Origin of the sequence: Pseudomonas syringae group sp. J309-1 (genome assembly GCF_032582135.1) — a bacterium.
In the GTDB taxonomy this organism is placed as follows: domain Bacteria; phylum Pseudomonadota; class Gammaproteobacteria; order Pseudomonadales; family Pseudomonadaceae; genus Aquipseudomonas; species Aquipseudomonas quasicaspiana.
Genome location: NZ_JAWHNU010000002.1, coordinates 149,545 through 161,935 on the forward strand (window position 1 = coordinate 149,545; position 12,391 = coordinate 161,935).

The 12,391-nt window shown below is 57.6% G+C and carries 13 protein-coding genes; 10 read left to right on the forward strand and 3 right to left on the reverse strand.

Annotated elements, in window-relative coordinates; translation table 11 throughout:
* Positions 1–33 precede the first annotated feature (33 nt).
* On the reverse strand, positions 34–1,068 hold the full coding sequence (locus RX972_RS01810; protein ID WP_096115987.1) for an ABC transporter substrate-binding protein: 1,035 nt from the start codon (positions 1,066–1,068) through the stop codon (positions 34–36).
* Between the two features lie 250 nt (positions 1,069–1,318).
* Here RX972_RS01810 and RX972_RS01815 point away from each other — a divergent pair, with 250 nt between their 5' ends.
* Positions 1,319–2,521: an MFS transporter gene (locus RX972_RS01815; protein ID WP_316872358.1), complete on the forward strand. Its 1,203-nt coding sequence runs from the start codon at positions 1,319–1,321 to the stop codon at positions 2,519–2,521.
* Here the strand turns inward: RX972_RS01815 and RX972_RS01820 are convergent.
* Entirely contained in the window at positions 2,490–3,482 is a 993-nt protein-coding gene (locus tag RX972_RS01820; RefSeq protein ID WP_316872360.1) for an alpha/beta hydrolase, read from the reverse strand. The genes RX972_RS01815 and RX972_RS01820 overlap by 32 nt on opposite strands.
* Before the next feature lie 257 nt (positions 3,483–3,739).
* On the opposite strand from RX972_RS01820, the gene RX972_RS01825 reads away from it, so the two are divergent.
* The 9 genes from RX972_RS01825 to RX972_RS01865 all read left to right on the forward strand — a co-directional run bounded on the left by RX972_RS01825 (position 3,740) and on the right by RX972_RS01865 (position 11,377).
* On the forward strand, positions 3,740–5,296 hold the full coding sequence (locus RX972_RS01825) for an ABC transporter permease (protein WP_316872414.1): 1,557 nt from the start codon (positions 3,740–3,742) through the stop codon (positions 5,294–5,296).
* Entirely contained in the window at positions 5,293–6,117 is an 825-nt protein-coding gene (locus tag RX972_RS01830) for an ABC transporter ATP-binding protein (RefSeq protein WP_316872362.1), read from the forward strand. Before RX972_RS01825 ends, RX972_RS01830 begins: the two co-directional genes overlap by 4 nt.
* Positions 6,118–6,368: 251 nt before the next feature.
* On the forward strand, positions 6,369–7,241 hold the full coding sequence (gene ehuB, locus RX972_RS01835; RefSeq protein WP_316872363.1) for an ectoine/hydroxyectoine ABC transporter substrate-binding protein EhuB: 873 nt from the start codon (positions 6,369–6,371) through the stop codon (positions 7,239–7,241).
* 257 nt (positions 7,242–7,498) lie between these two features.
* On the forward strand, positions 7,499–8,179 hold the full coding sequence (gene ehuC / locus RX972_RS01840; RefSeq protein ID WP_316872364.1) for an ectoine/hydroxyectoine ABC transporter permease subunit EhuC: 681 nt from the start codon (positions 7,499–7,501) through the stop codon (positions 8,177–8,179).
* On the forward strand, positions 8,176–8,826 hold the full coding sequence (gene ehuD, locus RX972_RS01845) for an ectoine/hydroxyectoine ABC transporter permease subunit EhuD (RefSeq protein WP_096115980.1): 651 nt from the start codon (positions 8,176–8,178) through the stop codon (positions 8,824–8,826). The genes ehuC and ehuD overlap by 4 nt, the downstream gene beginning before the upstream one ends.
* Positions 8,819–9,610 carry an amino acid ABC transporter ATP-binding protein gene (locus RX972_RS01850; protein WP_316872366.1) on the forward strand — a complete coding sequence of 264 codons (792 nt, stop codon included), beginning with the start codon at positions 8,819–8,821 and terminating at the stop codon, positions 9,608–9,610. Before ehuD ends, RX972_RS01850 begins: the two co-directional genes overlap by 8 nt.
* A gap of 338 nt (positions 9,611–9,948) precedes the next feature.
* On the forward strand, positions 9,949–10,110 hold the full coding sequence (locus RX972_RS01855) for a hypothetical protein (protein WP_192874840.1): 162 nt from the start codon (positions 9,949–9,951) through the stop codon (positions 10,108–10,110).
* A 4-nt stretch (positions 10,111–10,114) separates the two neighbouring features.
* Complete coding sequence (locus RX972_RS01860; RefSeq protein WP_096115978.1) at positions 10,115–10,750, forward strand: helix-turn-helix domain-containing protein; 636 nt, start codon at positions 10,115–10,117, stop codon at positions 10,748–10,750.
* 105 nt (positions 10,751–10,855) lie between these two features.
* Positions 10,856–11,377 carry a hypothetical protein gene (locus tag RX972_RS01865; RefSeq protein WP_192874842.1) on the forward strand — a complete coding sequence of 174 codons (522 nt, stop codon included), beginning with the start codon at positions 10,856–10,858 and terminating at the stop codon, positions 11,375–11,377.
* Positions 11,378–11,660: 283 nt separating this feature from the next.
* On the opposite strand, the gene RX972_RS01870 is transcribed toward RX972_RS01865, so the two are convergent.
* Entirely contained in the window at positions 11,661–12,389 is a 729-nt protein-coding gene (locus RX972_RS01870) for an ABC transporter permease (protein WP_316872415.1), read from the reverse strand.
* Between the last annotated feature and the right edge of the window lie 2 nt (positions 12,390–12,391).

Genomic DNA, 12,391 nt, shown 5'->3' on the forward strand with positions numbered 1-12,391 from the left:
ACGACGCTCGGCAGGTTGCGAATCAAGGGTTGATTAAGGGGCGCTGTGCTGCAGAAATTGCGGTGCGAGCCACTGCTCCACGTCTATGTCGCGACGGATCAGCCTCGCGTTCCTCGCGCTGGAAATGGCTTGCTTGAGTTGAGCGGTAAAGCCGGGGTCCAGCTCTGGCGACAACAGCACTGACAGCGGCGGAGCATCTTCGAGATCCGCCCGCAGCAAGTTGGCCGGATAAGCCGCCTGATCAGCGAGCAGCTGGATATAGGCATCGCGGTTTTGTGGATCGCTTGCCCAGGCAGCGGCTTCGCGCTGGACCTGAACTATCTTGTCGACCCACTGCGGATGCTGATCGATGATTTTCTGCGAGACGAGCAACAAGCCAGCCAGCTCACCTGCGCCATTGAGCTGGCGAGTCGAGACAGGCACCCTGGCCTGCCCGCGTTCACGCAAAGCCAGCACGTTGATGCCGCCCCAGGTGGCGTCAATCTGTTTGGCGGCCAGTGCAGCGCTGGCGGCGGCGAAGTCCAGATTGATGACGCTGATGTCCTTTTCGGTCAGCCCGGCAGTCTGTAAAGCGCCAATGAACGACAACTGTGCGGCGGTACCGCGAAACAGCCCCACCCGCTTGCCCTTGAGGTCAGCCAGCGATTGAATCTGTGAGTCGACCGGCACCGCCAGGTAATGGGCAACACCTCGGGCCGCAACAGCTACCACTCGGGAATCGAGCCCGCCCGCTTTACCAACGATGGTGCCCAGATCGCCAAGGTAGGCCATGTCCACCTGGCCATTGGCGAAGGCTTCGTTGATCAACGGCGCAGCGCCTTTGAAAAAGTGCCATTTGATCTCGACGCCATCCGCACTGAGCGCTTTTTCCAGACGTTGTTGAGCATGGATCACATCGACCAGACCGCCACCGGCGGGCGATCCACCGGCGCCGATATCGGACACAGCAATGTTGAGTTGCACCGATGACGGCGCAGCCTGTGCCGGGGCCAAATGGCCCAGTGTGAGGGTCAGGCTCAGGCCGAGACCCGACAGCAGCGAAGCAAGCAGATGAGGACGCGATGGCATGTGCGATTTCCAACTCCATAGAAGACTGCCGACCCTGTCTGGCCAGCAGGCGATGACGTTTAACCACAGCCATAGCGTCAGCCATAAATACTAAAACCGGCTTTAGTTATTTCTTAAAGGCATAAGCGAGTAGTTACGTGCTGCCTGAAGGTTATGTAAAACACGCAAAAATAAGTTGAGCCAAATGCATTGGCCCAGCCATGGAGGTTGCGATCTACTGGCCGATCCTGACCCTTCGCCTGACTGCCTTATGCCCATGCTGCCCGCTGTGCCCGCTCTCGCCGCTCCCGCTCGTGTGGCTCCCGCGCTGCTGATCATCGCCGTCGCCCATGCTTTCAACGATCTGTTCCAGGCGGTTTTGCCCTCGCTTTATCCCACGCTGCAGGCCCGCTTCACATTGAGCTACTCGCAGCTGGGCCTAATCACGCTGGTATTCCACTTGATCGGCTCGGTCTGCCAACCGCTGGTGGGCTGGTACACCGACTGCCATCCCAGCCCGAAGCTGCTGCCATGGGCGATGGGCTATATGGGGGCCGGGATGCTGCTGTTGGCAAATGCGAGCAGCTTTGTATCGTTCCTGCTGGTGGCGGCGCTGGTCGGCCTTGGCTCATCGATCTTCCACCCGGAAGGGTCGCGCGCTGCTCGCGCCGCATCCGGCGGCCGATTGGGGCTGGCCCAGTCTGTGTTTCAACTGGGTGGCAACATCGGTTCGGCGGCGGCACCGTTACTGCTGGCCATGCTGCTCTTCATACCTATGGGTAGCCTGGCTGTTGGTTTGGCAGTGCTGGCGATGGGCGGATTCATGTTGCTGCGCAAGGTGGTAGTCGCAAATCTGCAACGCCCGGTCGCGCGCACGGCTGCGCCCTCGGCACTGGGCCAGATGCCCCGCAGCAAAAAAGCCCGCGCGCTGTTGTTGCTGATCCTGCTGGTGATATCGAAATACGTGTACCTGGCCTGCGTCGCCAACTTCTATACATTCTTTCTGATCGAGCGGTTCGCGATAAGCATCCCGGACGCGCAGCTGTACTTGTTTGTTTTCTTGCTCGCCATTGCCCTGGGCACATTACTGGGCGGACCGCTGGTGGATCGCGTCGGCAGGCGTCGGGTGATCGGCTTGTCGATACTCGGTGCCTGCCCGTTCGCCGGGCTGTTGCCCCACGCTCCCCTGGTGACAGCCGTCGGTTTGTCAGTACTGGTGGGGGTCATCATTGCCTCGGCATTCGCCGCCATTCTGCTCATGGCTCAGGAACTGTTGCCGGGACGCATTGGATTGGTGGCAGGCGGTTTCTTCGGCCTGACCTTCGGTATCAGCGGCATCGCCGCCGCAGGCCTTGGTGTAATAGCCGATCAGTGGGGCGTGATCAGCACCTTTGAGTACGCCAGTTGCTTGCCGCTGCTGGGGGTGATTGCCTGGTGGCTGCCTAAAGATGATCAGCCAGAAAGCGCTCAGTGACCTGCAACGCTCGATAGTTGGCTGCCTGCGTCGCGGCGTGGTCACGACCGACAAAACTGTGGCCAACATCGGGTAATAACAACAGCTCGACCTGCCCCTGCTGACGCTCCAGGGCAGACGCCATTTGCTGCGACTGCTGCCACGGCACAACCCGGTCAGCAGTGCCGTGAATCAGCAATGTCGGCAGGTCGGCAAAGTGGCTGATCGGGCTGGCATCCCTGACCCGTTGCGTCGGGCAGGGCTTGCCTGGACAGCCGAGAAATTGCCGGGCAGCCTGATCAATGGCACCGAAGTCCGGCCGACCGAGCACATCGGCAAAGTCGAACAGGCCAAACCAGCTGACCAGCACCGTGGCGCACATTGGGTTTTTTATTCCGGCTTTTTGAATGTTGGCCTGTGGCGAACAATCCAGCGCTGCGAGCGCCGCCAACTGGGCCCCCGCCGAACCGCCCCACAGTGCGACGCGATTTACATCAATTGCGTACTGCTCATGATGGGCCTGCAACCACTGCATCGCGGCGCGCAAGTCGTCGAGCGCCGCCGGGTATATCGCCGTGCCGCTGAGCCGGTAATTGACCGAAGCCACAACGTAGCCCTGCGCAGCGAAGTTGGCCAGCACCGCCGGGAAATCTTCAAAGGCACCCGATACTCGTGAATGACCTGCCGACCAGCCGCCGCCGTGCACATAGACAATCAAAGGCCTTACCGCATCAGGTTTGGGCGGTAGATAGAGATCCAGGGTCATGGCATGGTCGTCGGCCGATGATGCGTAGCTCAGGTCCGTAAGGCGCAACACGCCATTGGCGAAGTGCCTTCGCTCCAATGACTCTGGCACTGCGGGCTGCGCCTTGCTTGCCACGGCGATCCCATGGCTGATCGAGTCGCTCGCTTGAGGCACATCGCTCATCAACAGCGACATAAGGATGATCAGTATCCGCCAGCAGTTCAGAAGCCCAGGCAAAGGTATATTCCATTTAGCGTAGTTTTTAGGACCAGAAGGAATTTTACCGCATAAGCGCGTTTGGCTATAAAGGCAGCCACTCAAGGGGTCAAGGGATTTTCCTCCTGGCAGCATTGCGCGCGCTATTGCATGCCACGCATAAAAATTATTCGCGGTTTGCGCTGCCGCTTGCCGCGCCACGCAATGGACAATGTCCGGCTTACCGCCTTTTCAGGTCGACCATGTTCCCCGCAACTTTGATCACCCCATTTCAACACATGCACTGGCTGAGGCGATTATCGCCACGGGTCATCAACCGCCTGCAGCCCTGGCTGTTACCGCTGCTGGTGCTGATCATGTGGTGGGTCGCTGCCGATCGCCACTGGATGAGTGAGCAGGTATTACCTGGGCCAGACTTGGTCTGGCAAAGCGCTGTGGAGCTGGCCACTGGAGAATTATGGCGCAACCTGATCATCAGCCTTGGCCGCCTCGCGGCCGGTTTGGTGGCGGGCATCGCTGCTGGCGCCGTGCTCGGAGCATGGCTCGGCGCGAGCCGTTTCGCCGAACGCTTGGTGCTGCCGACGTTCAGTGCCTTGGCGCAGGTCCCGACGCTGGCGTGGATCCCGTTGCTGATGACGTTTCTGGGAATAGGCGAAACCTTGAAGCTGGCGGTGCTGATCAAAGCGGTGATCGTGCCCGTGACCCTGCACACACTGACCGGTGTACGTGATGCGCAACCCCGATTGCGTGAAGTGGCCGCGGTGCTGCAGGTGCCTGCCCCGACGTTGATCCTGCGAGTAATCGTGCCCGCCGCCGCGCCATCGTTCATGGCTGGCGTACGCCTCGCGTTGTCGGCAGGCTGGTCGGCACTGCTGGCCGTGGAACTACTGGCGTCGAGTGAGGGCATCGGTTACCTCATGGTCTGGGCCAGACAGCTGTTCATGCTGGACATCGTGTTCGTCTGCATTCTGGTCATCGGCGTCATGGGTGCGTGCATGGACCGGGGCATCAATTGGCTGGATCGGCGCTGGGTGTTCTGGCCTCATGCAGCGCTGGCGCAACTGCCGAAAAGCACCGCGCGAACCGGTTGGCAGTGCCTGGTTCCGTGGTTACTGCCGGTCGGGCTGCTGATCCTCTGGCAAACCGCAACCTGGCAGGCGTGGCTGGACCCACAGTTGGTCGCCTCACTGCCGAACGTACTACGCACACTGTTCGACGGCCTGATCAGCGGGCAGTTGCCACTGGCGCTTGGCACCAGCCTGGGCCGGACGCTGGGCGGGCTGACTTTGGGCGGTTCGGCCGGGGTCATTTTCGGTCTGCTGCTAGGCACACTGCCTTTGGCTCAACGCGTATTGGGGCCAAGTTTCAGCGCGTTGCGGCAGATCGCGATTTTCGCGTGGGTACCGCTGCTCAGCGCGTGGTTCGGTCTGGGTGAAACGGCCAAATGGGCGTTTGTCGCCATGGCAGCGTTCTTTCCGTTATTCATCGCGACTTACCGTGGGGTGGCTCACCTCTCCGTGCAACTGCACGAAGCTGCCCAAGTGATGCGCTTGAGCCCGTTGCAACGCCTGCGCTGGCTGATCCTGCCAGGTGCGGCACCGGCGATTTTCAATGGTCTGCGCCTCGGGCTTATCTACGCCTGGCTCGGCACCATTGGCGCCGAATATTTCATGCCGTCCAATGGCGGTATCGGCAGCCTGATGATTGGCGCTCAACAAGTGCTGCGCACCGATCTTACCCTCAGTTGCATGCTGTTGATCGGCGTTGCCGGCAGCGCCCTCAACCACCTCGGTCTGTGCCTGGAACAACGCGCCACACGCTGGAGACACCAATGAACAGTTCACTGCGCCCTGCTATTCGCCTGAGCCATGTCGGCAAATCATTCACCTTGGCAGAAGGCAGTTTTGAAGCCATACAGGACCTGAATCTGGACATTGCCGATGGCGAGTTTGTCGCGATTATCGGCGCCAGCGGCTGTGGCAAATCCACCTTACTCAGAATGCTGATCGGTCTGGACCCTGCGTTCAGCGGCGACATCCAGATTGACGGCGCCCCGGTGCGTGGCATTGGCGGCGGGCGCGGCATCGTGTTCCAGGAGCACCGCCTGTTCCCATGGTTCAACGTAGAAGAAAACATCGGCCTGGCACTGGCCAGCGCAGCATTGTCCGCCGAGCAGAAACAGCAGCGGATTAACGCGTTGGTTGAGCTGGTGGGCCTGAAGGCCTTTAGCCGGGCCTACCCCCATCAGCTATCTGGCGGTATGGCCCAGCGTGTGGCGATTGCTCGCGGCCTGGTGACCAGTCCGAGATTATTGCTGCTGGATGAACCCTTTGGAGCGCTCGACGCGCTGACCCGGCAGAGCATTCAGGATCAGTTGCACGAAATCCGCCAGCGCTCGCCCATCACCACGGTGCTGGTCACCCATGACGTTGAAGAGGCGGTCTATCTGGCTGATCGCGTGGTTGTGCTGGAGCCTCGACCTGGCCGCATCAAGGAGATCCTCGACATCGACTTGCCGCATCCTCGTCAGCGTAACGGTTATGAGTTTCATCAACTGAAGGAGCAACTGCTGCACCTGCTGACTAAAGAAGGGCGTTATCAAATACCGGAGCAGAATCACCTACGGGACCTATCCACGAGGTTTGTTGCTCTGTGATAGCTGATTTTCAGCCAGAAGTGGGCCGCCCGCCCTACTGACTGGCTTTTCTTTTTTTGCCTAAGCTAATGCATAAAAGATATTTAGAGGCTTCTTCTTAGAACCATATGATTGATTTTTAGCGCCTAACCAGTGTCTGGTCTGATGCCAGCCTCCTGGGAGGCCGCAAAGCCCAGACATTGAAACCTGAAAGCCCTGTAAGCAAAGCGACTACGCCCTCTTCCGCATTTCTTTACGCTCGAGCCCCCTTGATGAAAACTCTGAAACCCTCGTCGTTGTCAGCTGTACTTGGATCCGCAGTGCTGTTGAGCGCGGTGTGCTCTTTCTCCGCCATGGCAGGATTACTGGAAAAAGGCCGCGTTGAAGGTCTGACCGCAGGGATCGCGAACGAACAGCCATACGCCTACATCGGTACGGACGGTAAACCCACCGGCGCCAACGTTGAAGTATTGAAAGCCATCCTCGCGCCGCTGGGCATCAACAAGATTGAAACCCCAATTACCGACTTCGGCTCACTGGTGCCGGGGCTCGCCGCCGGGCGCTTCGATTTGATTGGTGCCGGACTGTTCATCAACCCTGCTCGTTGCAAAGTGATCGGTTATTCCAATCCGGTTACCCGCTCCGGCGGTGCGTTCATTGTCAAAGCCGGCAACCCGCTGAAGCTGCACAGCCTCAAGGACGTGGCCGCGAATGGCAAAGCCCGTCTGGCTACCCAGCCTGGCAGCAACCAGGTTCAGGAAGCCAAAGATAGCGGGATCGCCAACAGCAACGTCGTGCTGTTCGACAAGGACACTGAAGCTTTGGCCGCGCTGCAAGCCGATCGGGTCGACGTGGTGTATTTCCCGGATGCAGAAATTATCAGTCTGGTGAAAAAGGCCAACAGCCCGGACATTGAACGTGCGCTGCCTTTCGAGCAGATCCCTGATGCCCAAGGCAAGCCAACCTGGAATTTTCACGCCTATGGACTGCCAAAAAACGATCCTGAATTCACTCAGGCCTTCAACGAACAACTGGCCAAACTGCGCGCGTCAGGCGAGCTGTTCAAGATCTTGCAGAAATACGGCTACACCGAGAACGAACTGCCGGAAACGACAGTGACCGCAGAGCAACGCTGCAGCCTTTGAAGCTTGCCCAACCAGGCACGACTAGACCGCTCGATGGATGTCTACGCAAACGCCCAGGGCGAGCTTCTGGCGCCCCACCACGGACTGGTGCTGAGGTGGTCAACCACCCGATTATCAACCAAGGCGAGAGGCTGATCAGCCTCGCACCGTTGCATGCCAGCACTCTTTGAACATCACACGCTGATCGTTTACGCCACCGCTGGTGGTGGCATTGAAATCTGAGCGGCAAACGGCCTCAGCCCATACGAGTACAGGCCATGTTTTTCGATCCTTCTGTTGTCGACACTGCAGGTTTTATTGCGCGTCAGCTGGCTTCTGGCGCGTTATTGACCCTGAAAATCACCCTGCTCGCCCAAGCAGTTGTCGTGGTGATGTCTTTCGTCATAGCCTTGATGCGCCTGTCGCCCTGGCGCGCGCTAAGATGGATCGCCACGGTCTATGTCGAAATATTGCGTGGTATTTCGGCGTTGGTCCTGCTGTTCTATCTCTATTTCATACTGCCGTTGTTCGGCATCAGCCTGTCACCGATGACTACCGGAGTACTCGGCCTGGGCCTGACCTTTTCGGCTTACGGTTCAGAAATTGTGCGTTCGGCGCTGACCAATGTCAGTCATGGCCAGCGCGATGCGCTGCGGGCGCTGGACTTTGACTCGATAACGGCGTTTCGCCGGATCATCCTGCCCCAGGCACTGCCTTTCATGTTGCCGCCGATGGGCAACCAATTGGTGGAACTGCTGAAGACCACTTCACTGGTATCACTCATCAGCTTGAGCGACCTGACCTTCTCCGGTTCACAGTTGATCACCACTCTGGGTCAGCAAACGCTCATCTGGAGCATTGTGCTGGTGTGTTATTTCTTCATGGCCTGGCCTTTGAGCTGGCTGGTGCGGCGTTACGAGCGTCACGTCACGGCCTGGCGCCAGGAGACGTCTTCATGAACTTTGATTATGCGTTCGCCTGGTCAATCCTGCCCGAGCTGTTCCAGGGGTTGCTCGTGACTATGCAGGTCGTCGTGCTGGGTTTTCTGTTGGCTGTGTTGGTGGGGCTGGTATTGGCAGTTGCCCAGCGCTCGAAACGCAAATGGCTGTTTCGGCTAAGCAGCGGTTATTTGAGCTTCTTTCGCCACACCCCCCTGATGGTGCAGCTTTATGTGCTGTTTTTTGCTTTCCCCCTGGCGGGCATCACCCTGCCGGCGATTTCCACCGGCGTGATCGGGCTGGGCCTTTATTACGGAGCCTACATTGCTGAAGCCTATCGCGGCGCCATTGAAGATGTCCCCTTGGGGCAATGGGAAGCGGCACGCGCCCTAGACTTCGACACGGCCACCACCTGGCAGCGAATCATCCTTCCTCAGGCACTCAAACCCATGCTGCCAATTCTGGGTAACTACCTGATCGGCATGTTCAAGGAGACCCCGCTGCTGGCAGTGATCACCATTCCCGAACTGTTCCAGGCGGCCAAGCAGATCGCCGGTATGACCTATCGCTACAACGAACCTTACACGGTGATGGCCCTGATGTTTTTAGCGATCAGCGTGCCCACTTCCTTGCTCTTCAAACTTCTCGAAAGGCGCAGTCATGTCTGATCTCGCAAACAGCCTTGCAGGCGCCCCGCCGCAGATAATTCTGAAACAGGTGGTCAAAGATTTTGGCAGTACGCGGGTCATCGATCACCTTGACCTGAGCATTCCCCAAGGCCAGAAAGTCGCCTTGATCGGGCCGAGTGGTTCGGGGAAATCTACAATCCTGCGCTTGATCAAAGGTTTGGAAACCTACCAGCAAGGCAGCATCGAGGTTGCAGGCTCACCGGTGCCGGACAAACACTCAGGCTGGCGCTGGCCGGGATCAAAAAAGCCACGGGTGGTGCATCGGGTCGGCATGGTGTTTCAGCAGTTCAACCTGTTTCCGCACCTCACCGTGCAGGAAAACGTTACGGAAGCGCCATTCCGGGTATTGAAACTCAGCCGCGAAGAAGCTGACGAACGCGCCACTCAATACCTGGGTCTGGTGGGCTTGAGCCATAAAGCGGCTGCCTATCCAGGGCAACTATCGGGCGGCCAGCAACAACGTGTTGCTATCGCACGGGCGCTGGCCATGCGTCCGCAAGTAATGCTATTCGACGAGGTGACTTCAGCGCTGGACCCGGAACTGGTCGGCGAAGTACTGGCGGTCATTCGTTCCATCGCCCACGAACAACAGATGACAATGTTGCTGGTGACACACGAAATGAAGTTCGCTCAGGATATCGCCGACAGAGTGCTGTTCATGGAAGCTGGAAAGATCGTCGCTGACGGCAGTGCCAAGCAAATACTGGTTAATCCAGACAACGAGAGAACACGACGCTTCTTGAATCTGGTGGAGCAGCGTTGAGATAGAGTTGCGCCTCTTGCTGATAATGCCTAGCCAGTCAGGGATGCAGTGGCTCGCGCGAGGAATTAGCCGCAACGTTAAAATTCCATTTGATTATAATGATTTAGATAGAGCATTAAATAAACGTATAATAATATGCATATTACTGGATACGCGGGGGCTCTTCTGCGTCGGCCATGTACCAATGCGGAGGCACGATGCCGCAATTACTTTGAGAAGGGAGCGCGACCAGCCTTAAGTCCGAAATGGAATTAACAAATGCTAACTTAGTATTTATGGATCTAGCCAAGACCCCGTAATGTGGAGTTATCACTTAGCGTACTCAAGAGATCTCCCCTATGCCTGTTTCCGCCACTGTCATCGATTTGAACAGCTATCGTAAGCGCCGCCAGGCACGGGCAATGGCTGAGCTGATGTGGGCGATGTACGCCAATCGGGCGGGGCTTGCAGGCTTTACAGTCAATGCGGCACGCACCTCCAGTGAGACTCGCCAGGCTTGAATCCATGAACTTCCTGCACACCGTGGATCCACAAGAATCATCTTCTACCGCCGACGACTGCAACAACTCCGAGGACGACGTCATAGGCCCTCGGGTTGCAAACAATCTTCAACGCCTGCGCAGCAAACGTCATTTGTCCATGGACGCGCTTGCGCGTCTGACCGGGGTGAGTCGAGCGATGCTCGCCCAGATTGAATCTGGACGTAGCGTGCCGTCGATCAAAGTGCTCTGCAAGATTGCCAGAGGCCTGAAGGTCTCGGTGGCGGCGTTTCTTGATGACCGGGCGTTTGAAGGTGTTGCGGTGCTGCCAGCACAACAGAGCAAGCGACTGGTCAGTGCCAGCGGTGCTTTCGTCAGCCGCGCGCTTTTCCCTTTCGACCTGGCTCGCCAGACTGAATTCTATGAAGTACGCCTCAGCGCCCTGAGCGAGGAAGTGTCCGAGGGGCACGGCCCCGGCGTGCAAGAGAACCTGGTGGTCGCACAAGGGGTGCTCGAAGTCAGCCTGAATGAAGAGCGCTATCTGCTTTCAACCGGGGACTCGATCCTGTTCTATGCCGACCAGCCGCACCGCTACCGCAACCCCGCCGACAGCGAAGCCGTAGCGTTTCTGGTGGTGACTCACCCGGAACGGCTGGATTGAGCATTCTGCGACAGCGCAGAACATGAAACGAAAAAGCCCCGACGTATAAACGCCGGGGCTTTTTGGGGATTAATGCGCAGTGTTACACCTGCACACTATCAGCAAGTGCAGCACATCATCGGCATGCCGTTGCAGCTCATCATCATCGGCATGGCGCAGTCGTTCATCATCTTCATCATGAGTGCGCAGCAGTTGTTCATCATGTCCATGCTCATGCCTGGCATCGGCATCATCATGCACTTCATGCAATCTGCTTCAACGGTGCAGGTCATCATGCATTTCATCATCGGCATCGGCATGCCCATAGGCATCATCATCGGCATGTTCATGGTCGACATCATGTTCATCATGGCCATGCCGTCTTCGGACATGCACATCATCGACATATTGCCGCAATGCATCATCATCGGCATGCCGCAGTTCATCATCATCGCCATCATGTCAGCGCTGTTCTTGAACATCGCCATGTCCATGCCGGCGGCAGGCTTCATGGTGCACATCATGCCATCGGCCATCATGTCGCACTTCATGGTTGCCATCATCATAGGCATGCCCATCATCGGCATCATGGGCATGGCGTTATTCATCGGCATCTGCATTGCATTCATCATGTTCGAAACTCCGTAATCGAAAGGAATGTTGAAATTCATGGGGCAGATTCTAAGGGCACATGACTGTGCTGCAAGATGATGACCGAGCAGTGAAAATCAACGCTCCACGAAGATTCTGGCTGATAGAACAGCCAGACAGAACGCTATAGCTATCAAGTTGAGCAGCAAGACCTGAAGACTAGACGCTATCACGCCGATAACGCTGCTATCGATATAACGATAACGACTATGCATACAACTGGAAGAAATAAACGTTCTAACCAGCGTGCAGAAAACCAGCTTTGAACGCCATTATTCCGTCAACGAACCCAGCGTCGATGTAGGTTCCTGGCTAATGCGTCAAGTAAATACCCCAGGAAACCAATCACCAGCACCATCGCCATCAATTCCGAATACGCCAACCGATCACGGGTATCGAGTATGAAGTAGCCCAACCCGGCGCTGACCCCGAGCATTTCGCATGGCACCAGCACGATCCATAGAATGCCGATCGACAGACGTGTGCCGGTCAGGACATGGCCAACAATGCCTGGAACGATAACTTTGCTGAGGGTCTCCCAGCGCGTTGCACTCAGGCTGCGGCTCAATTGCAGCCAGCGCGGGTCAAGTTGCCTGACCCCGGCAACGGTGTTGAGCAAGATCGGCCATACGGCGGCGAAAGTCAGCAGGAAATAGATCGGCTGATCACCCACGCCCATGAGCATCACCACCACCGGCATCCACGATAACGGCGAGATCATGCGCAATAGTTGAAAGGCTGGCGTGGTCGCGGCCTCAAGAGTGCGCGAACTGCCGATCAATAATCCCAAGGGGACACCGATCAGTAACGCCAGCGAAAGGCCGACGATAATCCGTTTCAGGCTGATCAGCACGTGCTCGTAAAGCTCGGGCCGCCCCAGCAACTCCCACAAGCTGGCAAAAGTTGCCTCAGGAGAGAAGCGTCCTGACAGGCCGTCCGTTTCGCCAAACAACTGGATGCCTGCCCACCAGAGGAGGAGCAGACAAAGCAGTCCGGCAATGCCGAGCACAA

What these genes read in the sequence shown, in the direction of transcription:
- RX972_RS01830 (WP_316872362.1), top strand. Translation starts at nt 5,293, where the DNA reads ATGAACAGTTCACTGCGCCCTGCTATTCGCCTGAGCCATGTCGGCAAA.
- ehuD (WP_096115980.1), top strand. Translation starts at nt 8,176, where the DNA reads ATGAACTTTGATTATGCGTTCGCCTGGTCAATCCTGCCCGAGCTGTTC.
- RX972_RS01860 (WP_096115978.1), top strand. Translation starts at nt 10,115, where the DNA reads ATGAACTTCCTGCACACCGTGGATCCACAAGAATCATCTTCTACCGCC.
- RX972_RS01810 (WP_096115987.1), bottom strand. Translation starts at nt 1,068, where the DNA reads ATGCCATCGCGTCCTCATCTGCTTGCTTCGCTGCTGTCGGGTCTCGGC.
- RX972_RS01855 (WP_192874840.1), top strand. Translation starts at nt 9,949, where the DNA reads ATGCCTGTTTCCGCCACTGTCATCGATTTGAACAGCTATCGTAAGCGC.
- RX972_RS01850 (WP_316872366.1), top strand. Translation starts at nt 8,819, where the DNA reads ATGTCTGATCTCGCAAACAGCCTTGCAGGCGCCCCGCCGCAGATAATT.
- ehuC (WP_316872364.1), top strand. Translation starts at nt 7,499, where the DNA reads ATGTTTTTCGATCCTTCTGTTGTCGACACTGCAGGTTTTATTGCGCGT.
- ehuB (WP_316872363.1), top strand. Translation starts at nt 6,369, where the DNA reads ATGAAAACTCTGAAACCCTCGTCGTTGTCAGCTGTACTTGGATCCGCA.
- RX972_RS01825 (WP_316872414.1), top strand. Translation starts at nt 3,740, where the DNA reads ATGCACTGGCTGAGGCGATTATCGCCACGGGTCATCAACCGCCTGCAG.
- RX972_RS01815 (WP_316872358.1), top strand. Translation starts at nt 1,319, where the DNA reads ATGCCCATGCTGCCCGCTGTGCCCGCTCTCGCCGCTCCCGCTCGTGTG.